18 protein-coding genes and 1 pseudogene are annotated in these 24,733 nt (G+C 74.9%); 10 read left to right on the top strand and 9 right to left on the bottom strand.

Annotated elements, in window-relative coordinates; all coding sequences use genetic code 11:
• The first annotated feature begins 170 nt into the window (after window positions 1–170).
• From NFS20_RS02740 to NFS20_RS22235, 4 genes and pseudogenes are all read left to right on the top strand, one after another.
• Window positions 171–1,148, top strand: a complete 978-nt coding sequence (locus tag NFS20_RS02740) for a type IV toxin-antitoxin system AbiEi family antitoxin domain-containing protein (RefSeq protein WP_251150198.1) — start codon at window positions 171–173, stop codon at window positions 1,146–1,148.
• Window positions 1,149–1,379: 231 nt separating this feature from the next.
• Window positions 1,380–3,935, top strand: coding sequence for a helicase-associated domain-containing protein (locus NFS20_RS02735; protein WP_251150197.1), 2,556 nt, complete (start codon window positions 1,380–1,382; stop codon window positions 3,933–3,935).
• A 51-nt stretch (window positions 3,936–3,986) separates the two neighbouring features.
• Complete coding sequence (locus NFS20_RS02730; RefSeq protein WP_251150196.1) at window positions 3,987–5,666, top strand: DNA repair helicase XPB; 1,680 nt, start codon at window positions 3,987–3,989, stop codon at window positions 5,664–5,666.
• 191 nt (window positions 5,667–5,857) lie between these two features.
• Window positions 5,858–6,424: pseudogene (locus NFS20_RS22235) on the top strand (TPM domain-containing protein); the annotation flags it as partial.
• A 993-nt stretch (window positions 6,425–7,417) separates the two neighbouring features.
• On the opposite strand, the gene NFS20_RS02720 reads toward NFS20_RS22235, so the two are convergent.
• Window positions 7,418–7,612 (bottom strand): hypothetical protein, encoded by a 195-nt coding sequence (locus NFS20_RS02720; RefSeq protein WP_251150195.1) that lies wholly within the window; start codon window positions 7,610–7,612, stop codon window positions 7,418–7,420.
• A 646-nt stretch (window positions 7,613–8,258) separates the two neighbouring features.
• Between NFS20_RS02720 and NFS20_RS02715 the strand changes: the two genes are divergently transcribed.
• Window positions 8,259–9,065 (top strand): PspA/IM30 family protein, encoded by an 807-nt coding sequence (locus NFS20_RS02715; protein ID WP_251150194.1) that lies wholly within the window; start codon window positions 8,259–8,261, stop codon window positions 9,063–9,065.
• Between the two features lie 505 nt (window positions 9,066–9,570).
• On the opposite strand, the gene NFS20_RS02710 is transcribed toward NFS20_RS02715, so the two are convergent.
• Window positions 9,571–10,374 (bottom strand): type 1 glutamine amidotransferase, encoded by an 804-nt coding sequence (locus NFS20_RS02710; RefSeq protein WP_251150193.1) that lies wholly within the window; start codon window positions 10,372–10,374, stop codon window positions 9,571–9,573.
• A 101-nt stretch (window positions 10,375–10,475) separates the two neighbouring features.
• Here NFS20_RS02710 and NFS20_RS02705 point away from each other — a divergent pair, with 101 nt between their 5' ends.
• Window positions 10,476–11,078: an NYN domain-containing protein gene (locus NFS20_RS02705; protein WP_251150192.1), complete on the top strand. Its 603-nt coding sequence runs from the start codon at window positions 10,476–10,478 to the stop codon at window positions 11,076–11,078.
• 21 nt (window positions 11,079–11,099) lie between these two features.
• Here the strand turns inward: NFS20_RS02705 and NFS20_RS02700 are convergent, their stop codons facing one another.
• On the bottom strand, window positions 11,100–12,347 hold the full coding sequence (locus tag NFS20_RS02700) for a winged helix DNA-binding domain-containing protein (protein WP_251150191.1): 1,248 nt from the start codon (window positions 12,345–12,347) through the stop codon (window positions 11,100–11,102).
• Between the two features lie 93 nt (window positions 12,348–12,440).
• Here NFS20_RS02700 and NFS20_RS02695 point away from each other — a divergent pair, with 93 nt between their 5' ends.
• The 4 genes from NFS20_RS02695 to NFS20_RS02680 all read left to right on the top strand — a co-directional run bounded on the left by NFS20_RS02695 (window position 12,441) and on the right by NFS20_RS02680 (window position 16,293).
• The gene (locus NFS20_RS02695; RefSeq protein WP_251150190.1) at window positions 12,441–13,184 is read left to right on the top strand and encodes a response regulator transcription factor; all 744 of its coding nucleotides are present in this window, start codon (window positions 12,441–12,443) and stop codon (window positions 13,182–13,184) included.
• Window positions 13,181–14,866: a sensor histidine kinase gene (locus NFS20_RS02690; RefSeq protein ID WP_251150189.1), complete on the top strand. Its 1,686-nt coding sequence runs from the start codon at window positions 13,181–13,183 to the stop codon at window positions 14,864–14,866. Before NFS20_RS02695 ends, NFS20_RS02690 begins: the two co-directional genes overlap by 4 nt.
• A 271-nt stretch (window positions 14,867–15,137) precedes the next feature.
• The gene (locus NFS20_RS02685; RefSeq protein WP_251150188.1) at window positions 15,138–15,869 is read left to right on the top strand and encodes an HD domain-containing protein; all 732 of its coding nucleotides are present in this window, start codon (window positions 15,138–15,140) and stop codon (window positions 15,867–15,869) included.
• 130 nt (window positions 15,870–15,999) lie between these two features.
• Window positions 16,000–16,293 (top strand): WXG100 family type VII secretion target, encoded by a 294-nt coding sequence (locus NFS20_RS02680; protein WP_251150187.1) that lies wholly within the window; start codon window positions 16,000–16,002, stop codon window positions 16,291–16,293.
• A gap of 26 nt (window positions 16,294–16,319) precedes the next feature.
• On the opposite strand, the gene uca is transcribed toward NFS20_RS02680, so the two are convergent.
• From uca to urtB, 6 genes are all read right to left on the bottom strand, one after another.
• Complete coding sequence (gene uca / locus NFS20_RS02675) at window positions 16,320–20,096, bottom strand: urea carboxylase (protein ID WP_251150186.1); 3,777 nt, start codon at window positions 20,094–20,096, stop codon at window positions 16,320–16,322.
• 98 nt (window positions 20,097–20,194) lie between these two features.
• The gene (locus NFS20_RS02670) at window positions 20,195–20,896 is read right to left on the bottom strand and encodes a GntR family transcriptional regulator (RefSeq protein WP_251150185.1); all 702 of its coding nucleotides are present in this window, start codon (window positions 20,894–20,896) and stop codon (window positions 20,195–20,197) included.
• A 74-nt stretch (window positions 20,897–20,970) separates the two neighbouring features.
• Window positions 20,971–21,663 (bottom strand): urea ABC transporter ATP-binding subunit UrtE, encoded by a 693-nt coding sequence (gene urtE / locus NFS20_RS02665; protein ID WP_251150184.1) that lies wholly within the window; start codon window positions 21,661–21,663, stop codon window positions 20,971–20,973.
• The gene (gene urtD / locus NFS20_RS02660) at window positions 21,663–22,616 is read right to left on the bottom strand and encodes an urea ABC transporter ATP-binding protein UrtD (protein ID WP_251150183.1); all 954 of its coding nucleotides are present in this window, start codon (window positions 22,614–22,616) and stop codon (window positions 21,663–21,665) included. The genes urtE and urtD overlap by 1 nt, the downstream gene beginning before the upstream one ends.
• Window positions 22,613–23,797 carry an urea ABC transporter permease subunit UrtC gene (gene urtC / locus NFS20_RS02655; protein WP_251150182.1) on the bottom strand — a complete coding sequence of 395 codons (1,185 nt, stop codon included), beginning with the start codon at window positions 23,795–23,797 and terminating at the stop codon, window positions 22,613–22,615. Before urtC ends, urtD begins: the two co-directional genes overlap by 4 nt.
• On the bottom strand, window positions 23,794–24,678 hold the full coding sequence (gene urtB, locus NFS20_RS02650; RefSeq protein ID WP_251150181.1) for an urea ABC transporter permease subunit UrtB: 885 nt from the start codon (window positions 24,676–24,678) through the stop codon (window positions 23,794–23,796). The genes urtC and urtB overlap by 4 nt, the downstream gene beginning before the upstream one ends.
• Window positions 24,679–24,733 lie beyond the last annotated feature (55 nt).

Genomic DNA, 24,733 nt, shown 5'->3' with positions numbered 1-24,733 from the left:
CGACCGATCTCGCGCCGCCCGACCGATCTCGACGGTCATCCCCCGTGCGCCAACGGGTCACGGCGTGATGGCAGGGTCCTGGCCGTCCAGAGGCCCGGCGGTGGTGAGCCCGTCCACAGGCACGCGGCTCGCTCGAGACGACGAGCGAGCGCGCGGGACACGCTCCCTCCATGAGCCCGGACCACGACCGCCCGATCTTCCTCGCCCGTGAGCACCCGCCCGGCACCGCGGCCCAGGCCGTGCACGACGGCGCGTGGGAACGGGTGCGACGCGGCGCGTACCGCCCGCAGTCCCCGCCGCCCTCTTCCCGACACGTCGCGGAGCGCGAGCTCGCCGCCGACCGCGCCCGGGCGCTCCACCTCCAGCTCTCGGCCGAGCACACGCTGAGTCACACGACGGCCGCGCTCCTCCACGGCTTCCGCCTGTGGACACCACCGCGGACGACGCACGTGGTCCAGGCGTACAACGCGTCGAGCGTCTCGGCGGACGACGTGACACGGCACCGTCTTCCGCTCGGCGCGGGCGAGCGTGTGATCCTCGGCGGTCTGCCGGTGACGTCGCCCGCTCGCACCGTGGCGGACTGCCTGCGCACGTCGCCCCCGCTCGACGGTCTCGTCGTCGCCGACTCGGCGCTGGCGTCCGGCATACGACGCGAGGACGTCGCCGCCGTGCTGGACCGCCAGGTTCCCGGAGCGCGCGGCGTCCGCCGGGCGAGGCACGTCCTCGAGCTCGCCGACGCCGGTGCCGAGTCCGCGTGGGAGTCGTGGCTGCGGTACGTGGTGCTCCGTCTCGGCCTGCCGCGTCCGACGACGCAGCTCGAGATCCGTACGTCGATCGGCCGGGTCCGCGCTGACGCCGGCTGGGAGCAGTGGCGGCTGCTGCTCGAGTTCGACGGGCTGGTCAAGTACCGGACCTCCGGCGACGGTCTCGCGCCGCTAGACGACCCGGGTCGCGTCCTTGTCCAGGAGAAGCGCCGTCAGGAAGCCGCCGAGCGTGCCCGGTGGCGGATGCTGCGCTTCATGGCGTCGGACTCGGCGGCGTCCGTCGAGCACCGCGTCCTGGCGGCGCTGCCGCCCGAGGTCGTCCGGTCGTTACGCCCGGACCGGTTGCTGCCGCCGCTCCCTCGGGTCACCGCCCACGGCCGCTAGCAGGTGGTCCACGCGAGACCGGTCCGTCGACGCGAGACCGGTCCGTCGACGCGAGATCGGTCCCTCCACGCGAGATCGGTCCCTCCACGCGAGATCGGTCCCTCCACGTGAGATCGGTCCTTGCTAGGACCGGTCTCGCGCGTTCCTGCCGATCTCGCGATCTCGCGATGTCGGACGACGACGCCACGGCCCGTGCCGTCGCGTGCGCTCCGTCCGCGTAGCATCGAACGGATGGCCATCTCCACGTCCGGGCGGTCCGCGACGTTCAGCGACACGCTGCGCTCGAGCGACGACGCGCGCCTCGTCGCGCTCCTGACCAGACGCCCTGACCTGGCCACGCCCTCGCCGTCGACGCTCCTGTCGCTCGCTGCCCGCGCGTCGAGCCGCACGAGCCTGGAGCGGGCTCTCGCCGGGCTGAGCGCGTTCGAGCTGCACGTGCTCGAGTCCGTGCTGCTGCTGGACCCGGTGACCGGTCCGACGACGGCGCGCGACGTCGCCGCCGCGCTCGGCACGCGTGGCACGGCAGGCGTCCGGTCGACCACGGAGGCTCTGGCGCACCTCGCCGAGGCCGCGCTCGTCTGGTCCCCCGACCCTGCGCGGCCCGCGAGCCGTCGCCCCGCTCCCGGCCTGGCCGAGATCCTCGGGCCCTACCCCGCCGGCCTCGGCCCTGCGGCGGGCGTCGCGCCCGACGACGTCCCGGCGGTCCCGCTCCCCGCCGACGCCCCGCCCGGTGCGACGGCCATCCTCGACGCGCTCACGTGGGGGCCACCCGTCGGCGTCGCACCGCGTACCGACCCGGCGGCCCGGCGCGCCGTGGGATGGCTCGTCGACCGCGGGTACCTGCACGCCACCGACGACCGGCACGTCGTCCTGCCGCGCGAGGTCGGGCTCGCGCTGCGCGGCGGCCGCACCCACCGTGACGTGCGCACGAGCCCATCGGTGCCGGACGTCCGCGAGGTCCCGGCGACGACCGTCGACGCCGAGTCCGCGAGCGCCGGGATCGAGGCCGTGCGGCTCGTGGCCCGGCTCGTCACGGCGTGGCAGGACCCGCCCGGCGTGCTGCGCTCCGGCGGGCTCGGCGTGCGGGAGCTGCGCCGCGCCGCCACGACGCTCGAGGTCGACGACGCGACGGCGGCAGCGGTCGTCGAGCTCGCCGCCGCCGCAGGGCTGGTCGCGGACGACGGCGACGACCCGCCGTCGTTCACCGCGACCGCTGCGGCCGAGGACTGGCTGGACGACGACCTCGGCGATCGCTGGGCCGCGCTCGCGCGCGGCTGGTGGCGCTCCCGACGCACGCCGTGGCTCGTGGGCAGCCGCGACGAGAAGGGTGCGCTGCGCGGCGCGCTCGACCCGGAGCTGTGGCGTCCGTGGGTGCCGCGGCTGCGGAGCACCGTGCTGGACGTCCTCGCGGACCTCCCCGGGCGCGGGCCGGGCGCGCCCGAGGTCGTCGAGGTGCTGCGCTGGCGCACGCCGCGCGCTGTCCCGCCGGAGCAGGCCGTCGCCGGGCTGCTGCGCGAGGCCGCGCTGCTGGGCGTCACGGGAGCGGGGGCGCTGTCGGCGCCGGGGCGCGCGCTGCTCGGCCAGGGCGAGGAGAGCGCTCCGGCGCTCCCCGCCGCGTTCGAGGCCGTCCTGCCGCCCGAGGTCGACGAGCTGCTGCTGCAGGGCGACCTCACGGGCATCGTGCCGGGGCGACCGTCGGGCGCGCTGAGCCGGCTCGTGGAGATCGCGGCCGACGTCGAGTCGCGCGGCGCCGCGACGACGGTCCGGTTCTCCGCCGAGTCGGTCGTACGTGCGCTCGACCACGGGCGCACGGCGGACGACCTGCTCGACGACCTCGCCGCGCACTCCCGCACGCCGGTCCCCCAGCCGCTCGAGTACCTCGTGCGCGACGCCGCGCGCCGGCACGGGCGCGTGCGGGTGGGATCGGCGTCGAGCTACGTCCGCGCGGAGGACCCGGCCCTGCTCGCCGGCATGGTCGAGGCGCCCGCGCTCCGGCACCTCGGGCTCGTGCGGATCGCGCCGACCGTGCTCGTCGCGGCCGTCCCGGCGGGCGAGCTCCAGGCTGCGCTGCGCGACCGCGGCGTGGTCTCGGCGGTCGAGGGCCCGGACGGGCGGGTGCTGGTGGCCGACGGCGGCCGGCGCACCGGTCCGCCGGGTGGCGGTCGACACGTGGTCGGCCGACGACGCGCCCGCGCCGCGGCGGCGGGGTTCGGTCCCGGCGCCGACGACGACGGGCCGGGGGCCGGGGACGGGCGCCCCGGGCCGGCTCGCGAGAGGTACGCGGCGCTCGTCGCGCGGCTGCGCGCGGCCGACGACGCGGCGGCCCGAGGGCAGGACGACGGCAGGCCGTCGGGCCGTCCCGGTGCCTCCTCCTCCCGGCGGTCGCAGAGCGGCTCCGCCCTGCCCGGCGCCCCGGGAGGCGCGACGGGTCGCGGTGGCGCGCGGGCGTCGTCGGGCACGGGCACGGCGCCCGCGGGTGACGCGGACAGTGCGCTCGGGGACGCGGAGGGATCAGCGGTGCGGGGCGCGGTCCGGCAGGCCGGGGACGATGGAACAACGGACCCGGCGGCCGCGTTGGGTCTCCTGCGCGAGGCGATCGCCGACGGCGCGTCGGTGTGGCTCGAGGTCGTCGGGTCCCCGACCCGACGGCTCGTGCGACCGTTGACGCTGGACGCCGGGCGGCTGCGCGCGCAGGACCCTGCGCGCGACGCCGAGCTCACCGTCGCGGTGCACCGCATCGCCTCCGTCACCCCCGCCCGCGCGGGTGACCACGACCCGGCGAGGTAGGACCCCGGTCCTGCCTCGCACGACCCCGGTCCTACCTCGGCAAGGAGACGCATGACCGACGGCCCCCTCATCGTCCAGAGCGACAAGTCGCTGCTCCTCGAGGTCGACCACCCGCGCGGCGGCGACGCGCGGCGCGCCATCGCGCCCTTCGCCGAGCTCGAGCGCGCCCCCGAGCACGTCCACACGTACCGGCTCACCCCGCTGGGGCTCTGGAACGCGCGCGCCGCGGGCCACGACGCCGAGCAGGTCGTGAACACGCTCATCGAGTACTCGCGTTACCCGGTGCCGCACGCGCTGCTCATCGACATCGCCGAGACGATGTCGCGCTACGGGCGCCTCACGCTCGCGCAGCACCCGGTGCACGGGCTCGTGCTCGAGGCGACCGACCGCGCCGTGCTCGCGGAAGTGCTCAAGTCGAAGCGGACCGCGGGCCTCGTGGGCGAGCGGGTCGACGACACGACCGTCGTCGTGCACCCCTCCGAGCGCGGCCACCTCAAGCAGGTCCTCGTGAAGCTCGGCTGGCCCGCCGAGGACCTCGCGGGCTACGTCGACGGCGAGAAGCACGCCATCGCGCTCAGCCCGACGACGCCGCCGCGCACCGAGGGCGACGCGCCGAAGCCGTGGGAGATGCGTCCCTACCAGGCCCAGGCCGTGGACGGGTTCTGGCACGGCGGGAGCGGCGTCGTCGTGCTGCCGTGCGGCGCGGGCAAGACGATCGTCGGGGCCGGTGCGATGGCGAGGTCCGGGACGACGACCCTGATCCTCGTGACGAACACCGTGAGCGCGCGGCAGTGGCGTGACGAGCTGGTGCGGCGCACGAGCCTCACGGAGGACGAGATCGGCGAGTACTCGGGCGCCCGCAAGGAGATCAAGCCGGTCACGATCGCGACGTACCAGGTGCTCACGACGAAGCGGAAGGGCGTCTACACGCACCTCGAGCTGCTCGACGCGCGCGATTGGGGCCTCGTCGTCTACGACGAGGTGCACCTCCTGCCCGCGCCCATCTTCCGCATGACCGCGGACCTGCAGGCGCGGCGCCGGCTCGGGCTGACGGCGACGCTCGTGCGGGAGGACGGCCGCGAGGACGAGGTGTTCTCGCTCATCGGGCCGAAGCGCTACGACGCGCCGTGGAAGGACATCGAGGCGCAGGGCTACATCGCGCCCGCCGACTGCGTCGAGGTGCGGCTCACGCTGCCCGAGTCCGACCGCATGACCTACGCGGTGGCGGAGCCCGAGGACAAGTACCGTCTCGCGGCCACGGCGACGGGCAAGAACCGGGTCGTCGAGCAGATCGTCGCGCAGCACCCGGACGACCAGGTGCTCGTCATCGGCCAGTACCTCGACCAGCTCGAGGAGCTGAGCAACCACCTCGACGCTCCGCTCATCACCGGCGCGACGACGGTCCGCGAGCGCCAGCGCCTGTTCGAGGCTTTCCGCTCCGGCGAGATCTCGCGGCTCGTGGTGTCGAAGGTCGCGAACTTCTCCATCGACCTCCCGGAGGCGTCGGTGGCGATCCAGGTGTCGGGCTCGTTCGGGTCCCGCCAGGAGGAGGCGCAGCGCCTCGGCCGCGTCATGCGCCCCAAGGCCGACGGCCGGACGGCGCACTTCTACGCCGTCGTCGCGCGCGACACCGTCGACCAGGACTTCGCGGCGCACCGCCAGCGGTTCCTGGCGGAGCAGGGGTACGCCTACCGCATCGTCGACGCCGAGGACCTGGGCGTCGTGCAGTAGAGGGTGGGGACCGCAGCGCAGCACGGTCCCCGCCCGGCACGGAACGGCGCCCAGGTCCGACCACGAGAACGAGGACCTGGGCGTCGTGCAGTAGAGGGTGGGGACCGCAGCGCAGCAAGGTCCCCGCCCGGCACGGAACGGTGCCCAGGTCCGACCACGAGAACGAGGACCTGGGCGTCGTGCAGTAGAGGGTGGGGACCGCAGCGCAGCACGGTCCCCGCCCGGCACGGAACGGCAGGTCGTGCCAGCGATTGCAGGCAGGGAGCCGCTGGGAAAGGATCGGGCGCGTGAGACCGCTCGTGCGCACGACCGCCCCTGCCCCCGTCACGACGGCGAGCGACGGGTTCCGGCGCGGCGTCGCCGTCGTCCTGACGCTGCTGACGGGTGTGCTGCTCACGGCTGGCCCGACGTTCGCCTCGGCGCTCCCCGCCGGGCCACCGGTCCGTGCCGAGGCGCCGCTCGACGTCGAGGGCGAGATCACGGACCCCGAGGGCGTGCTCGGCGACCGCACGGGCGAGGTCGAGGAGGCCCTCGACCGGCTCGCGGCGGACACCGACCTCCAGCTCTTCGTGGTGTACGTGCCCGACCTCGGCGGCATGGACGGCATCGACTGGGCGAACGCGACGGCGAACGCGTCGGGGCTCGGCGTCGACGACCTCCTGCTCGCGGTCGGGACGCAGGACCGGCGGTACGGGCTGTCGTACGACAACAACATCGCGCTGAGCGACGCCGGCATCGACCGGATCACGTCCACCGTCGAGGACCACCTGCGCGAGGACGACTGGGCGGGCGCGGCGATCGCCGCCGCGGACACCGCGCGGGAGTCGGCGACCGGCGGCGACGGCGGCGGGGTGAGCTGGTTCCTCGTGCTCGCGGTGGGCGGGCTGCTGGTGCTGGTCGTGGTGCTCGTGGTACGCGCCGTCGCGAACCGCCGACGTCGCCAGGAGCGCGGCGCTCACGGTGGCGCCGCGGGCGGGCCTGCCCCTGGCAGCCTGGAGTCGTTGCCGACCGACGAGCTGGACCGTCGGGCGAGCTCGGCGCTGGTCGCGATCGACGACGCGCTGAAGACCTCAGAGCAGGAGCTCGGCTTCGCGCAGGCCCAGTTCGGGCTCGAGGCGACGCAGCAGTTCTCCGCGGTCCTGGCCTCGGGCAAGCAGAAGGTGACCGAGGCGTTCGCGCTGCGCCGGCGCCTCGACGACTCGATCCCGGAGACGGAGCCCGAGGCGCGCGCCCTCCTCGCGCGGATCGTCACGCTGTGCGACGACGTGGCCGACGAGCTCGACGCCCAGTCCGCGACGTTCGACGAGCTGCGCGACCTGCAGGCCCGCGCGCCGCAGGTGCTCGACGAGACGGACCAGCGCGCGACCGAGGTGCTGGCGCGTGTACCGGCGTCCCGCACGACGCTCGACACCCTCGCCCGCACCTATCCCGCGACGGCGCTCGCATCGGTCGCGCAGAACCCGGACCAGGCGGAGGCGCTCGTCGCGGGGGCGCAGGACTCGGTGGCGCGGGGCCGCGAGTCGCTGGCCCGCAAGGACCGGGCGGCTGCCGTCGCGCTGGCGCGTGCGGCCCAGAACGCGGTCGGCCAGGCGGTCACGCTCCTCGACGCGGTCGACCGCGCCGGGACCGACCTCGCGCAGGCCGGTGCCCGCCTGGACAAGGGACTCGCCTCGATCCGCGCGGACGTGGCGGACGCCGGTCGGCTCGCGCCGCAGGACGCCACCGTGGCACCCGCGCTCGCCGAGGCGCAGTCAGCGGCCGAGGCTGCCGCGACGGTGCACGACGGCGGCGACCCCCTCGCCGCCCTGCGTCGCCTCACCGACGCGGAGGCCGCCCTCGACACCGTGCTCGCCCCGTTCCGGGAGCGCGCGGAGCAGGTTGCCCGCGCGAACGCGCTGCTGCGCGAGACGCTCTCGCGCGTGGACTCCCAGGTCCGGGCGACCCACGACTTCATCGAGACCCGGCGCGGCGCCGTCGGCCCCGAGGCGCGGACCAGGCTCTCGGAGGCCATCCGCCTGCTCGGCGAGGCGCGCTCCCTCCAGCCGACCGACCCCGTGTCGGCCCTGCAGCGTGCCCAGCAGGCCGACGCCCAGGCGCAGGCCGCCGCGCAGCTGGCCCAGCAGGACGCGTCCCGGTGGGACGCCTCGCAGGGCGGTGGGCTCGGCGGCTTCGGCGGTGGCGGCGGCTATGGGTCGGGTGGAGGGAGCAACGTCGGCGGGATGGTGCTCGGCGGCATCCTGCTCGACTCGATCCTGCGCGGGGGCGGCGGACGGGGTGGTCGCAGCGGGGGCTTCGGCGGCGGCAGCTTCGGCGGGGGTCCGGGGGCGGAGGATTCGGGGGTGGACGCTCGGGCGGGCGGTCCGGCGGCAGGTCGTCGGGCGGCCGCTCGGGGCGCGGCGGGCGGTTCTGACGAGCTGGTGCTCCCGGTCGGGCACCTGGCTCGCACGGCACCCGCGTCACGGCAGAGCACGGCAGAGCACGGCACAGCACGGCAGGGCTCGGCAGGGCTCGGCACGACGGCAAGACGGCACGGCACGAGACAGCAGGCATCACGACCCGGTCACGGCACGACGCATCGACAGGAGACGCACCATGGCGGAGAAGCAGAGCATCTTCGGGCGCATCGCCCAGCTCACGAGGGCCAACATCAACGCGCTGATCGACAGCGCCGAGGACCCGCAGAAGATGCTGGACCAGCTCGTGCGGGACTACACGAACAACATCGCCGAGGCCGAGCAGGCCGTCGCGCAGACGATCGGGAACCTGCGCCTCGCCGAGCAGGACTACAACGAGGACGTCGCGGCGGTGCAGGAGTGGGGGCAGAAGGCCGTCGCCGCGTCCGCGCAGGCGGACCGCTACCGCCAGGCCGGCGACTCCGCGAACGCCGACAAGTTCGACAACCTCGCCAAGCTCGCGCTCGGCAAGCAGATCGCCGCCGAGGGCGAGGTCCGGCAGGCGGAACCGCTCATCGCCTCCCAGCGCGAGACGGTCGACAAGCTCAAGACCGGACTCGCGCTCATGAAGGACAAGCTCGGCGAGCTGCGCTCGAAGCGCGACTCGCTCGTCGCGCGCCAGAAGAGCGCCCAGGCGCAGCAGACCGTGCAGGGCGCCATCAGCTCGATCAACGTCCTCGACCCGACGAGCGAGATCTCGCGCTACGAGGAGATGGTGCGGCGCGAGGAGGCGATGGCCATGGGCCAGGCAGAGGTCGCGGCGTCGAGCATCGACGCCCAGTTCGCCGAGCTCGAGTCGTCGGGCGAGACGATCGAGATCGAGGCGCGGCTCGCGGCGCTCAAGGGCGGCACGGCGTCGACGGCGCCCCAGGTCGCGCCCACCCAGGTCACCCCGGAGATCGGGTCCGGCACGAGCACCCAGGACGCGCCGACGTCGGGCTGGTGAGAACGCGCGTCCCCGCCGCAGATCGGCGCTCGTCCGGTCCGCGGTGGGGGCGCCGTCGGTGCTCGGGCTGCCGCGCCGTCGCCTCGGCCCGTCGGCTTCCGGTCTCCGGAGCGCGGCGTCTACGCCCTTCGCATCCGACGTCGCCCCCACCGCTCGTCCGTCGTCTCACCGCTCGTCCGCCGCGCGACCGCTGGTCCGTCGTCTCACCGCTCGTCCGCCGCGCGACCGCTGGTCCGCCGTCTCACCGCTCGTCCACCGCGCGACCGCTGGTCCGCCATGTCACAGCCTGTCGGCGCGCCACCCCGCCGAGCGGTCGACGGCGGAGCGAGGAAGGGGCCGGGTCGTGGCGGGGCTGGCGGGAGCCCGCGAGGGACGAGCGGGCGGATCGTAGACCCGGCCCCTTCCTCGTGGAGCCGTCGACCGCGGACCGACGCCGCCCCGCCTCAGCGCCTCAGCGCCTCAGCGCCCCAGCGGCTCAGCGGCTCAGCGCCTCAGCGGCTCACCCTCAGGCGGTGACGAACCGCCGCTCGACGGCGGTACGCACCTCGGCGACGAACGCGGCAGCGAGGCGGCGTCCGCCGTCCGCGATCTCGGTGGCGTGCTCGTCGAACCCAGCGAGCACGGCCGCGGTGTCGACGTCGTCGTAGCGGTCGCACCACCCGGCGAGGCTCGCCCAGGAGACCTCGGGGTGGAACTGGACGCCGAGCGCCGAGCCGAGGCGGAACGCCTGGTAGGGATACATGTTCGACGACGCGAGCCACACCGCGTCGGCCGGCAGGTCGACGACGGCGTCGCCGTGCGCGCTCGCAGCCCAGCGGACCGGCGCGCCGCCGGCGGCGAGGGCCCCGAGGACGGGGTCGGCCTCGGCGCCGTGCCGCCAGAACACGCGCGTCGCGCCGACCTCGCGGCCCGGGGGCGCGGCCACCTCGACCCGTCCGCCACCGGCGACGGCGAGGAGCTGGGCGCCGAGGCAGATGCCGAGCGTGGGGACCCCGGACGTCGCCGCCCCGAGCAGCAGCTCCCGCACCGCGGGGAGCCAGGGTGCGCGGGCGTCGTCGTACGCCGACATGTGGCCGCCGAGCACGACCAGCCCGTCACCGACCTCGCTCGCCGTGGGGACGGGCTCGCCGTCGTAGGCGCGCACGACGTGCAGGTCCGCGTCGAGGTGGTCGGCGTAGGTGTCGAGCGTGACGTCCGGCGAGCTCTGGACGACCGTCACGCGCACGGCGGGGCGCTCGAGGTCGAGCGGGGCTCCGGCGGTGCCGGACGGCGCTCCGGCGGAGCCGGGCGAGGTGTCGAACGTGGTCACGAAGGACGACCGTACCCAGTGGCCCCCCGGAGGACGCAAACCGCGACGTCGCACGGCCGCCCGCCGGGACCTGGCACGCAGGTCACGGCTAGGCTGACCGCATGTCCGACCCCCAGATCGTCGCGCCCCCGCCCGTCGTCGAGCAGCCGCGCCGCACGTACCTCGTCGTGGACGGCGAGAACATCGACGCGACGCTCGGCATGAACGTCCTCGGGCACCGCCCGGCGCCCGAGGAGCGTCCGCGCTGGGACCGGATCGTCGACTTCGCGCGTCAGGCGTGGGGTCAGGACGTCACGCCGCTGTTCTTCCTCAACGCGTCATCCGGGCAGATGCCGATGTCGTTCGTGCAGGCGCTGCTCGCGATGGGCTACCGGCCCATCCCGCTCGCGGGGTCGGGCAGCGAGAAGGTCGTGGACATCGGCATCCAGCGCACGCTCGACGCCCTGCGCGACCGGCCGGGCGACGTCCTCCTCGCGAGCCACGACGGCGACTTCCTGCCGCAGGTCGAGAACCTCCTGGGCGACCCCGACCGGCGCGTGGGCGTGCTCGCGTTCCGCGAGTTCGTCAACGTGCGGCTCTCGGAGCTCACCGCGCGCGGGCTCGAGGTGTTCGACCTCGAGGACCACGCCGGCGCGTTCACGACGATGCTGCCCCGCGTGCGGATCATCCCGCTCGCCGACTTCGACCCGCTGCGCTACCTCTGACGCGTGCCGCGGGCTGCGCGCTCAGGCCTGCAGCTCGCGGTACAGAGGCGTGGGGAACGACGCGGTCGTGCCGTCCCCGCCGAGGAGGGCGGCGATGCGTGCCGCCTCGGCCTGGACGGCAGCCTCCGCGTCCGCTCCGACGTCCTCGAGCAGGCGGTACGCGGGCTCCCCGCCGCGCCGCACGGTCCACGCGCCGACGATCCGCCCCTCCCACCAGACGGTCGCGCCCGCGTTGCCGATCGTGTCGAAGAGCTGGTCGCGGTGCGGCCCGAGGTACCAGTCGCGCACGTACCACCCCATCGTCGTCGGGTCGAGCGAGGGCACGAGCGACACGACGCCCTCGGCCGTGTCCTCCGGCAGGTCCAGCGACCCGTCGTCGAGCGCCTGCGCGAGCACGACGCCGCGCGCGACCGCCGCCTCTCCCGTCGCGCCGCGCGCGCCCACCTCGAGGTCGACCTCGCGCACGTCGAGAGCGCCGAGCGCCGCGCGCGTGTCCCGCAGGTTCCACCCCGTCCACCACTGCAGGTCCTTCTCGGTCGCCGGCCCGAACACGGCGAGCCAGGCGCGCGCGAGCTCGACGCGCGCCGTCGGCTCGTCGAGCTCGGGCATACCGCCGGGGAACCAGTCGTCCATCGGCGTCCACACGTGCCGGTTCGACGACCACGAGCCGCGCGGCTCGCCGCGCACGACCACGCCCTCGGCAGAGAGCATCGACAGGAGCTGGCTCGTCGCCGTCCGGCGCACGTCCCACGACTTCGTGGTGGTCGGCAGGAACGCGGTGCGGAGCGCGGGCGCGGCCCGGGAGAGGCTCGCGCCGTCCAGCGGCCCGTGCTCCGCGAGCGCGGCGTGCACCTGACGCTCGGCCTCCGCGAGGAACGCGTCGGCGTCCTCGACGGGCGGGTCGGTCGGCAGGGTCGCGAGCTCCTTGAGCAGGCGGGTCCGCAGCCGCCGCCCGACGGCCGCCCCCGCTGCGGCGTGCACCACCGGGACCAGCTCGCGCCGTACGACGAACATCGTCCGACGCATCGCGAGCACCTTGACGAGGGTGCGGCGCCCGAACAGCGCGTCGCGGACGTCCGCGAGCACGAGGTCGGGCACGCGCGCGAGGACCGACAGGTACACGCTCGGCGCGTCGGTGGCGTGCAGCGCGAGGACCCGCCCGACCACGTCCTCGACCGAGCGCGCGGCGGGCAGGCCGGGGTGGTCGACGCCGAGGGCGAGCTGACGGGCCACGAGCAGACGACGCCGCTGCTCCACGGTGATGCGCACCCCGCCATCCTGCACGCCACCGCCCACGACCGCGCCGGCACCGGTGGAGGGGTCTCCCAGGCAGCTCCCAGAGGACGCGCGCACACTGGATCCATGAGCACTCCCGAGGCACGCCTCGTCGTCGTCGACGACGAGCCGAACATCCGCGAGCTCCTGGCCACGTCCCTGCGGTTCGCGGGGTTCGAGGTGCACGCCGCCGCGGACGGCCAGAGCGCGCTCAAGCTCGTACGCGACGTCGAGCCCGACCTCGTGGTGCTCGACGTGATGCTCCCCGACATGGACGGCTTCACGGTCACGCGCCGCATGCGCGAGAAGGGCCAGCGCACGCCCGTCGTGTTCCTCACCGCGAAGGACGACACGCGCGACAAGGTGACCGGCCTGACGGTCGGCGGCGACGACTACGTGACGAAGCCGTTCAGCCTCGAGGAGGTCGTGGCGCGGATCCGCGCGGTCCTGCGCCGGACCCACGCCGAGCCCGTCGACGACGCCGTGCTGCGCTTCGCCGACCTGGAGATGGACGAGGACTCGCACGAGGTCCGCCGCGCCGGGATCGACGTCGACCTGTCCCCCACCGAGTTCAAGCTCCTGCGCTACCTCATGCTCAACGCCGGCCGCGTGCTCTCCAAGGCGCAGATCCTCGACCACGTGTGGCAGTACGACTGGGGTGGCGACGCGAACATCGTCGAGTCCTACATCTCCTACCTGCGGCGCAAGATCGACAACCTCACCGTCCCCGGCCCCGACGGAGCGCCCGTCGCCCTGCCTCCGCTCATCCACACCAAGCGCGGCGTCGGATACCTGCTGCGGCAGCCGCCGGGCGCGCCGTCGTCCTCATGAGCGCAGGGTCCGACCGCACGGCGACCGACGCGCGCGCGGTGCCGCCCTCTCCCCCGGGCGACGCCGTGCGCCCTGCCGGTGACACGGCGTCGGGCACGTCCGGCGACGCGGCGGCCGGGGGCACGAGCGACCCGGGCCCGACGGCGCAGCGGCCGTTCGGCCGGCGCGTCCCTACCGAGGGCTGGAGCTGGCTCGCACGCGTGCCGCTGCGGGCGCGGCTCGTCGGGATCATCGTGCTGCTGCTCGCCGCCGGGCAGGGGATCGCCGCGCTCCTGACGACCACCGTCGTGTCGCAGTACCTCGTCGACCAGGTGGACGACCAGCTCGAGCGCTCGGCCAGCGAGGTCGCCGAGTCCACCCTCAACCAGGGGCCGGTCCGCAGCGTCCTCCCGAGCGACTACTACGTGGTCGCCCGGGACCGGGACGGGAACAGCAGCGCGCTCGGCTGGCCGCAGACCGTCTCGCGGTACGGCGAGCCGGACATCCCGGCGATGTCCGACCCCGAGGTGAGGGATCGCGCCGGTGATCCGTTCACCGTGTCGTCGAGCGGCGGGTCCGACCCCGCGAAGTGGCGGGTCGTCCCCTTCTTCATCCGCAGCGAGCTGACGGGCGAGGTCCAGGGAACCGCGTTCGTCGCGCTCCCTCTCACGGGGATCCACGAGACGGTCAAGGTGCTGGGCCGCACGCTCGCGCTGTCCGCGCTCGGGATCGCGCTCATCGGCGGAGCGGTCGCGTACATGGCGGTGCAGCGCGCGCTGCGTCCGCTGCGGGAGATCGAGGAGACCGCCGCCGGGATCGCGGGGGGCGACCTCGCCCGACGCGTGCGGCCGGCACCGCCCACGACCGAGGTCGGCTCGCTCGCGACGTCGCTCAACGCGATGCTGTCGCAGATCGAGGAGGCCTTCGCCGTGCAGGAGGCGTCGGAGGCGCGCATGCGGACGTTCGTGTCCGACGCGAGCCACGAGCTGCGCACGCCGCTCGCGACGATCCGCGGGTACGGCGAGCTGTACCGCATGGGAGCGCTCGACACGCCCGAGAAGGTCGACGACACGATGGGCCGCATCGAGGACTCGGCGACGCGCATGGGGGCGCTGGTCAACGACCTGCTCGCGCTCGCGCGGCTCGACGAGGGGCGGCCCCTGCGGCACGAGCCCGTCGACCTCGCCGCGCTCGCCAAGGACTCCGCGCAGGACCTGCACGCGCTCGACCCGTCGCGGGACGTGCAGGTCGTGGGGCTCGCGGCGGGGTCGGTCGCGCCGGAGCCGCTGCGCGTCGTCGGCGACGAGGACCGGCTGCGACAGGTGCTGGCCAACCTCGTCGGGAACGTCGCGCGGCACACGCCGCGCGGCACGGCCGCGCAGATCGCCCTCGGCGTCGTCGAGGCGCCCCCGCTCCCGACGGACGGCACCGTCCAGCGCGCTCCGCACGGCACGGCTCGCGGTGCGACGGCGGTGCTCGAGGTCCGCGACCACGGCCCCGGTGTGCCCGCCGGGCAGGAGGACCGCGTGTTCGAGCGCTTCTACCGGGCGGACTCGTCCCGCAACCGTGCGTCGGGCGGCTCGGGCCTCGGGCTCGCGATCGTGGCGGCGATCGTCGCCGCGCACCGCGGCCACGTCTCGGTGCGCTCGACCGACGACGACGGCGGGCTGACCGTCCGTGTGGAGCTCCCGCTCGCGTCCTGACCACACCCTGTCAGCGCGACGGGTCACCCGGGTGACCTGTGCCCCTGACACACGGCGCCCCGTCGCCTCGTGTCAGGACGAGAGGTCACCCCGGTGACCTCTCGTCCTGACACCGCGCCGTCGGGCACGGGCTACGATGGCGCGTCGTCGTCGGTGGATCGACCTAGGCTGGGACCGAAGGCCCGGCAAGGACGCTGCCGACGTCGGGTCTGCCGGTCGGCTCTCCCCGACCGGTGCCGCTCCTCCCTCGTCGTCGAAGAAGGCTGATTCCATGGGCGTCACGAGCATCGACGCACCGCAGTGGTTCCTCTCCTCGTTCGTCCGCAGCGCCAGGGGCGCCGGAGCGACCGCGTCGGACGATGCGATCCGCGGCGTCGGGCAAGGACTCCTCGACCGCTGGGACACCCCGGGTCGCAACTTCCACAACCTGCGCCACCTCGCGGACGTGCTCGGACGGGTCGACGAGCTCTCCCAGGAGACCCACGACCCCGACCTCGTCCGGCTCGCCGCCTGGTACCACGGCGCGGTCTTCGACGCGAAGGGCCGCGCGACGTACGCGAACAAGGGCGGCGAGGACGAGACGGCGAGCGCGGCGCTCGCGCTGGCCGAGCTGACGGAGCTCGGCGTCCCCGACGACGCGGCGCGCCGCGTCGCCCACCTCGTCAACGCCCTCGTGCGGCACGCACCCGACCCCACGGACTTCGACTGCGCCGTGCTGTGCGACGCCGACCTGGCGGTGCTGGCCGCGGAGCCCCAGCGCTACAAGGAATACCTCAAGGACGTGCGCGACGAGTACGCGCACATCCCGCCCGAGGACTACGTCCGGGCGCGCATGGCCATCCTCACCAAGCTGCTCGAGCGGCGGTCGCTGTTCTCCAGCCCGCTCGGCACGGCCTGGGAGGAGCCCGCTCGGCAGAACCTCGATGCCGAGCTCCAGCGCTTGCGCAAGGAGCAGATCAAGCTGGCGCAACGGTCCGCGCCGTCCACACCCTCCACGGCCTGAGCGGCCGTCCACAGGCGCACCGCCTCCTCGAGCCCGGCCACCGACCAGCTCCCCTAGCGTCCTCGACGAGCCCGGCGGACGCCCGGGCCACGCGGCCCTGACGAGCCGCCGGACACGACGGAGGACGACGATGAGCAGGTACGAGGTCGACAGCGCGCGCGTCGCGCAGGCCAGCACGGCCGTGAGCGGGTCGGTGACGGCGATCCGCACGGAGGTCGCAGCGATGATGCGGCACCTCACGGACCTGCAGGCGTCGTGGCGCGGCGGCGCCGCGGACGCCTTCACGGGCGTGATGGCCCAGTGGCAGGGCACGCAGGTCCAGGTCGAGTCCGCGCTCGACGCGATCACGGCCGCCCTCGGGTCGGCCGCGCAGACGTACGCGGACGCCGAGGCCCAGGCGTCGCGCCTGTTCGTGGCCCGCTAGCGGCGGCGGTCGCGGTGGGCTGCGGCTCACGCGTCGGTGACGACGACGGCGAGCCCCTCCCCGGGTGCGACGTGGTCGCCGGGGCGGACCAGGACCTCGGTCACCCGCCCCGGCACGGTCGTCGTCACGGGCAGCTCCAGCTTCATCGCCTCGAGCACGACGACGGCGCCTCCCGCGGGCACCCGGTCACCCGCCTGCGCCTCGACCCGCCAGACGACGCCGCCGAGGGGGGCCCGGAGCACTGTCCGTCCCCGGCCGGGTCGTCCGTCCGGGCCCGTTCCGGGCTCGGACGCGTCGGCGTGGCGGGACGCTTCCACGACGATACTCGGGCTGCCTTCCGTGGTGCGGGCAGCGGCCCGTCGTTCCACGGCCCGGTCAGGAGGCGGTGGGTCCGTGGTGGCGCCGCGGCGCCGTCGGTCACGGCGCCCGGGGGCACCGACGAGCTCGCCCGCGCCCGTCCACGCCTCGAGCTCGCGGTCGAACGCGGCACGGCGCGACCGGGCGACGGTCGCGATCTCGTCGGCGTGCTCCGCGAGCAGGTCGAGATGCGCGCGCCCGGAGAAGGTTCCCGGGGTCACCGGCACGTCGAGGACCCCTGCCCGTGCGGCGGCCCGCCGCTCCGCGAGCTCCGTCGCGTCGACCGGGTCCCACACGATGCGGTCGAACGCACGGAACAGCCACGGGACGCCCGGCTCGAACGGGCCGCGCTGGGCGTGGGGCGCCCAGATCGGCACCGTGCGGCCGACGAGCTGGTATCCCCCGGGGCTGTCCATCCCGTAGACGCACAGGTACGTGCCACCGAGGCCCACGGTGTCCGCGGGCGTCCAGGTCCGCGCGGGCGTGTACTTCGTGGTGAGGAGGCGGTGCCGCGGGTCGACGGGCAGGGCGAGCGGCGCGCCGAGGTACACGTCGCCCAGACCGAGCACGAGGTACTGCGCGTCGAGCACGGTGCGGCGCACGTCGTCCACCGAACCGAGCCCGTTCACACGCCGCACGAAGTCGACGTTGGACGGGAGCCACGGCGCGTCCTCCCGGACGGCCGCCGCGTACCGCTCGACGGCCTCGTGGATCGCGGGGTCGTCCCAGCTCAGCGGGAGGTGGAGCTCGCGGCTCGGGACCTCGATCTCCGCGGCGGGCGGGAGGTCGTCCTCGAGCTCGCCGAGCAGCCCCACGAGGCGCCGGACGGGCAGCTCGTCCGGGTCGACGTGGACGTGGAGCGTCCGCACGCCCGGCGTCACGTCGACGACGCCGCGCGGGGCGTGCGCCGCGAGCGCCTGCGCCAGGGCGTGCACGCGCAGCCGCAGGAGGAGCGGGTCGCCGCTGCTCCCGTCACCCTCGTCGTCGCCGTACGCGACGAGCACGTTGTCCTCGGCGCCGCGAAGGTACCGCACCGCGGGCCGTCCGGCGGGCCCGCTCCCGTGGCGGCGCGCGAGCACCCCGTCGTCCGGGACCGTACGCCGCGAGGCGGGGACCCGCGCCACGGCACGCGCCGCGGCACGGGTGCGCAGGACACGCGCCTCGTCGGCGTCCAGGAGGACGAACCGGACGACGTCGCCCGGTCGAAGCTGTCCGAGCTTCCAGCGCGCACCGACGACGACGGTCAGCGGGCACACGAACCCGCCCAGGCTCGGACCGTCCGGGCCGAGCAGGATCGGGGTGTCGCCGCTGACGTTGAGCGCGCCGACGGAGTACGGGTTGTCGTGCACGTTCGAGGGGTGCAGCCCGGCGTCGCCGCCGTCGGCTCGCACCCACGTGAGGGGCGGCCCGGAGAGCCGTATCCCGGTGCGGTCGGCGTGCGGCAGAACACGCCACCACGCGGTGCGCAGCCGGCGCAGCGCAGCTGCCGTGAGGTGCGTCGGCTGCGGCCCGGTCGCGACGGCGATCTCCCAGGAGTGACCCATGCGCGGGCGCTCGTCGGAGGGCACGGCCCGCGGCCTCGGCCACCCGTCGCCCAGGCCCACGCCCTCGTCGTCGGCGTCGGCACCGGCGTCCGCGGGTCGACGCGGGTGCAGCACGTCGCCCCTGGCGAGGGCCCTGCCGGCGTAGCCTCCGACACCCCCGAGGAGGAACGTCGCGGACGACCCGAGGTACGCCGGGACGTCGAGCCCGCCGCGCACCAGCACGTAGGTCCGGAGCCCGACGGCGTGCGGCGCGCCCACCGCGAGCACGCCCCCGGGCGGGACCTCGACCGGTTCCCACTGGCGCACCGGCTCGCCGTCCACGGTGACCGGCGCCGGCGCACCGGTCACGCACACCGTCGCGGCGTGCGAGAACCGCAGGGTCGGGCCCGAGAGCGTGCACTCCAGCCCAGCCGCGCCCTCGGGGTTGCCCAGCGCGCGGTTGCCCGCACGGAACGAGAGGTCGTCCATCGGTCCCGACGGCGGCACGCCCACCGCCCAGTACCCGGTGCGACCGGGCCAGTCCTGGACCGTGGTGAGCACGCCGGGGTCGAGCACGTCGACCCACGGCGTCGGGTCCTGCAGCCCGGCGAGCGTGCTCGTCGTCGCGGTCCCGCCACGGACGGCCGGGTCGACGACCGCGGCCCGCAGGAGCGAGAGGTTCGTCGGCACGCCCTCGACGCGCGTCGCCGCGAGGGCCGTGCCGAGGGCGTCCAGGGCCCCGGTGTGGGTCGGTGCGTGCGCGACGAGCTTCGCGACGAGCGCGTCGGCGTGGCCGCCGAGCTCGTCGCCTGCCCGCGCGCCGGTCTCGACCCGCACGCCGTCGGGCAGCTCGAGCCGCGTGAGCGTGCCCGCGGCGGGTCGTCCGTGCCGGGTGTCCTCCGCGTACACGCGGGCCTGCACCGCGACGCCGACCGGCAACGGTCCGGACGCTGCCACCCCGTCCAGGACGTTCGCGTCGCCGAGGGAGAGCCGGAGCATCCACGACACGAGGTCGACGCCCGTGACCTCCTCGGTGACGGTGTGCTCCACCTGGATGCGGGGGTTCACCTCGCAGAACCACGTCTCGCCGGTGTCGACGTCGAGGAGCATCTCGACGGTCCCGGCCGACCGGTACGCGACGGCCTCCGCGAGACGGCGAGCGCCGTCGTGCAGCGCGGCCCGGACCTCCGGGGCGAGCCCAGGCGCGGGTGCGGCCTCGACCACCTTCTGGTGACGGCGCTGCACCGAGCAGTCGCGGTCGCCCAGCGTGACGACGCGTCCCGCGCCGTCACCGAACACCTGGACCTCCAGGTGACGCGCGCGGGCGACGTGGCGCTCGACGAACAGCCGGCCGGAGGCTCCGGGCCGGGACGACTCGCGCCGCCACGCGGCCGCGAGCTCGTCGGGGTCCTGGCACACGTGGACCCCGGTGCCGCCGCCCCCGGCCGCGTCCTTGAGGACGACGGGATAGCCGACCGCCGCGGCGTGCGCGGCGGCGTCCTCGGGGCCCGTGAGCAGCGGCGACCCGGGGAGCACGGGGAGCCCGCAGGCCGCGGCGAGCTCTCGGGCCCGGGCCTTGTCGCCCAGCGCGCGCAGGTGCTCGGGGGTCGGGCCAACGAACGCGACGCCCGCGGCCTCGACGGCTGCGGCGAACACGGCGTCCTCGGAGCGGAACCCGTACCCGGGGTGGAGGAGGTCGGCGCCGACGGACGCCGCCGCGGCGAGCAGCCGGTCCGCCGCGTCGTAGGACGCGGCGACGGGCGCCGGCCCGATGCGCACCGCCTGGTCGGCGAGGCCGACGTGACGCGCCCCGCGGTCGGCGTCGGAGTGCACGGCGACCGTCCGCAACCCCAGGTCACGGGCGCTGCGGAGGATGCGACAGGCGATCTCGCCGCGGTTCGCGACGAGGAGCGTGGCGGTCATCGCCCTCCCGGGTGCCGTGCGGGCGGGCGAGAGCGCGCCTCGCCGTCGGGTCGAACGACGCCACTCTAGGCCCGCCGAGCCCCCGCCGGACGCGGGTCTCAGACGGCGAGAGCCATGCGTGACAGCGCCCGGGCCGCGCGCTCCATGACGACGGCGAGCGACTCCCCGACATGCTTGTGCAGGGCCGTGCGGGCCTCGGGGAGCCGGTCCGCGAGCGCGAGCTCGAGGATCTCGACGTGCTCGTCGATCGTGATGCGGATGCGCTCCGGCTCGACGAAGTCGTACATCCGCACCGCGCGGACCTTCTCGTTGACCGCGACGAGGGCCTCGGTGAGCCGCTCGTTGCCCGCCGCGCGCGACAGCACCGTGTGGAAGCGCTCGTCGAGCATGACGAAGCTCGGGTCGGGCTCGGGCACGTCGGCGCGCAGCCCGAGCCAGTGCTCGAGCTCGGCGGACAGCGCGCCCGTGTCGTAGCGGAGCTCGGGGTTCTCGATGATCCGCTCGACCCCGCGCAGCTCGAGCGTGACGCGCAGCTCGTAGAGGTCGCGCAGCTCGGGCAGGCTCGGCACGACGACGGCGTAGCCGAAGTCGGTCCGCTCGATGAGCCCGTCGGAGAGGAGGCGGGACAGGGCCTCGCGCACCGGGGTGCGGGAGACGTCGAAGAGCTTGCTCAGCTTGGGCTCGGTGAGCCGTTCGCGCGGGTCGACGCGCCCGTTGAGTATCTCGGCGCGCAGCCGGGTGTAGACGGTGTCCCGGAGGGAGCGCGCGGCCGAGCCGGGCGTCGCGGTCACGATGTCCATGCTGGCTCTCCCGGCTCGTCCGGCCACTGCGTCCCCTGCCCCATCCTCCCGCACCGTGCGCCCGCCGTACGCCGTCAGACCGCCATCGCCGCACGGACCCCGGCCTCGGCGTCCTCGCCGCCGGTTCCGCGGCTCGTGACGCGTCCCGACTGCAGGACCACGTAGTCGCTCGCCGCGCCGAGCGCGAACCCGACGTGCTGCTCGACGAGCAGCACCGACAGCCCCCCCGCGTCCGTCAGCGTGAGGATCGCGTCCTCGATCTCGGTGACGACCGACGGCTGGATGCCCTCGGTCGGCTCGTCGAGCACGAGGACGCGCGGCCCGGTGATGAGCGCGCGGGCGATCGCGAGCTGCTGGCGCTGCCCGCCCGAGAGCAGTCCCGCGCGTCGCCCGAGCAGGCCGCGCAGCGCCGGGAACAGGTCGAGCGCCTCGTCGAGCCGGCGCGACCCCTCGCGCGACGTGTCGGCGACGAGCTGCAGGTTCTCGCGGGCCGTGAGGTCCCCGAACGACTGCTGGCCCTGCGGCACGTACGCGAGCCCGCGCCGCACCCGCTGGTACGTCGGCAGCCGGGTGACGTCCTCGCCGTCGAGCACGACCGTGCCCGAGCGCGGCTTGAGGAGGCCGAGGGCCGTCCGCAGGAGCGTCGTCTTCCCCGCGCCGTTGTGGCCGAGCACGGCGGCCACGCCGCCCGCGGGCACCGTGACGTCCACGCCGTGCAGCACCATGGTCCGGCCGTAGCCGGCGTGCAGTCCCGTGAGCTCGAGCATCACGCCTCCTCCTCGTGTCTCGCGGCGCCCTGCGGCCCCGCCGTCGGCCGCGTGCCCGACGCCGCGGGCCCGCCCTCCGGTGCGTCCCGCCCGGGTCGTCGCGCGCCGCGGGTCGCCCCGGCGCTGCCGAGATAGACCTCCTGGACGCGCGGATCGGCCTGGACCTCGGCGTACGTGCCCTCGGCGAGCACCTGGCCGAGGTGCAGCACCGTCACCGAGGAGGCGAACGCCCGCAGGAACTCCATGTCGTGCTCGACGACGACGACCGTCCTCTTGGCGCCGATGCGCTGCAGGAGCTCGCCCGTCTGCTCGCGCTCGGCCTGGCTCATGCCCGCGACGGGCTCGTCGAGCAGGAGCAGGCGCGCGTCCTGGACGAGGAGCATGCCGATCTCGAGCCACTGCTTCTGCCCGTGCGCGAGGATCCCTGCCTGCGTGTCGCGCAGGTGGGTCAGGCCGACGGTCTCCAGCGCCTGCTCGACGGACTCGGGCACCTGTCCGCGCCGGCGCAGGAGCGTGAGCGGCCCGCGCCGGGAACCTGCGGCGATGTCGAGGTTCTGCAGGACGCTGAGCTCCTCGAACACGCTCGCGGTCTGGAACGTGCGCCCGACTCCTGCGCGGGCGACCCGGTGCGTCTTCTTCCCCAGCAGCTCGACGCCGCCGAACTGGACGGAGCCCGACGCCTTCGCGAGTCCGGTGATCGCGTCGACGATCGTCGTCTTCCCGGCACCGTTCGGCCCGATGAGGAAGCGCAGGTCGCCCGCCGTCACCGTGAGGTCGACGCCCTGGACCGCGACGAAACCGTCGAACTCGACGCGAAGGCCGCGGATCTCGAGATAGTCGTGCCGGAACCGGGAGTCGTCGACGCCGAGGACGGCCTGGGCCGCCTCCAGGTCGAGGCCGTCTCCCGCGACCCCCTCCTCGAGGGCCTCGGGTGCGGTGTGCTGCTCGGTCATGAGGCCCTCCCCGAGGGTGCGTCGACGGCGGTGCGCTCGGTCTCGTCGGGACCGGCGCCGGAGGTGACGTCGCCGCCCGGGGCGGGACCGGCGTCGGGCTCCGGAGCTCCGCGCGAGCGGCGCCACCGGGTGAACAGCTCTGCCAGACCGCCCGGGAGGAACGCGACGACGACGATGAACAGGGCCCCCTGGGCGTAGATCCACCCGGACGGGAACTGCTCGGACAGCGTGGTCTGCGCCCAGCTCACGGCGATCGACCCGAGCACCGGCCCGAGGAGCGTCGCGCGGCCGCCGATCGCGACGCCGATGAGGAACCCGATCGACGGGACGACGCCGACGTCCGCGGGCGAGACGATGCCGACGATCGGAACGAACAGCGCCCCGCCGACGGACGCCATGAGCGCGGCGACCGCGTAGGCGACGACCTTGACCTTCGCCGGGTCGTAGCCGAGGAACCGCACACGGTTCTCCTGGTCCCGCACGGCGACGAGCAGCTCGCCGAACCGGGAGACCATGAGCTGGCGCGCGATCGCGACCATGACGAGCAGCGCCCCGGCGGCGATGAAGAAGAGCATGCGCTTGTTCACCGGGTCGGCGAGGTCGTAGCCGAAGAACGACCGGAAGCCGTTGAGGCCGTTGGTGCCGCCCGTCGTCGCCTGCTGACCGATGAGCAGGATCGCGAACGCGGCCGCGAGCGCCTGGGACAGGATCGCGAAGTACGCGCCGCGGACCCGCCGCGTGAACACGGCCCAGCCGAGCAGCGCGGCGACCCCGGCCGGGACGACGAGGATCGCGAGGATCGTCACGACCGGCGACCGGAACGGCTCCCACCACCCCGGCACCACGCCGGAGCCGTAGAGCATCATGAAGTCGGGCACGCCGCCCGACCCCTCGACCTGCGCGGCGTCGGCGAGCTTGAGGTGCATCGCCATCATGTACGCGCCGAGGCCGAAGAACACGCCCTGCCCGAGCGTGAGCATCCCGCCGCGGCCCCAGGCGAGCCCGATGCCGACCGCGACCATCGCGAGGCACAGGAACTTGCCGAGCAGCCCGAGGCGGAACGTCGAGAGCGTGGCGGGTGCCACCGCGAAGAGCAGCACGGCGGCGATGGCGAACCCGATGATCACGCGGGCGCGCGACGAGCGGAACAGGGTCTGAGCCCGTTCGGTGACGGCGGTCATGCGAGGCTCCTCGTCCGGACCGACACGAGGCCCTGGGGTCGCACCTGGAGGAAGGCGACGATCGCGACGAACACGAGCACCTTGGCGATGCTCGCGGTCGTCGAGTACTCGAAGGTGGCCTGGAGCAGCCCGAGCGCGAACGCCGCGATGACGGTGCCCTTGATCTGCCCGATGCCGCCGACGACGACCACGAGGAACGCGTCGACGATGTAGCTCGTGCCGAGCGTCGGGCCGACGGACCCGAGCAGCGTGAGCGCGACGCCCGCGATGCCGGCGAGACCGGAGCCGATGAAGAACGACAGCCGGTCGGTGGCACGGGTGGACACGCCGCTCGCCTCGGCCAGGTCGCGGTTCTGCACGACGGCGCGGATCCGGCGCCCGAGCGGCGTCGCCTTGAGCACGACCGCGAGCGCCACGACGGCGACGACGGCCAGCGCGAGGATGAACAGGCGCGTCTTCGGCACCGCGAGGCCGAACAGGTCGAAGGCCCCGCTCAGCCAGGACGGTGCCCGCACGTCGACGTTCGGCGCGCCGAACACGTCGCGCGCGACCTGCTGCAGCACGAGCGCGACGCCCCACGTGACGAGCAGCGTGTCCAGGGGCCGCTTGTACATCCTGTGGATCAGCGTGGCCTCGAGCAGCAGACCGAGCAGCCCGCCGACGAGGAACCCGAGCGGCAGCGCCACGAGCAGCGAGACGCCGGCGCTCCCGACGACCCCCTGCACGACGAACGCCGTGTAGGCGCCCGCCATCATGAACTCGCCGTGCGCCATGTTGATGACGCCCATCTGGCCGAACGTGAGCGCCAGCCCGAGGGCGGCGAGGAGCAGGACGGAGCCGAGGCTCAGTCCCGCGAACAGCTGGGAGAACAGCACATCCATGGGCGGCGCGCCTTCCGGTGGGTGCGTGCGGGAGGTGGACGAGGGCTGAGGCGAC

Origin of the sequence: Cellulosimicrobium sp. Marseille-Q4280 (assembly GCF_943181405.1) — a bacterium.
Taxonomy (GTDB): domain Bacteria; phylum Actinomycetota; class Actinomycetes; order Actinomycetales; family Cellulomonadaceae; genus Cellulosimicrobium.
This window is presented reverse-complemented; position numbering and strand designations above follow the sequence as displayed.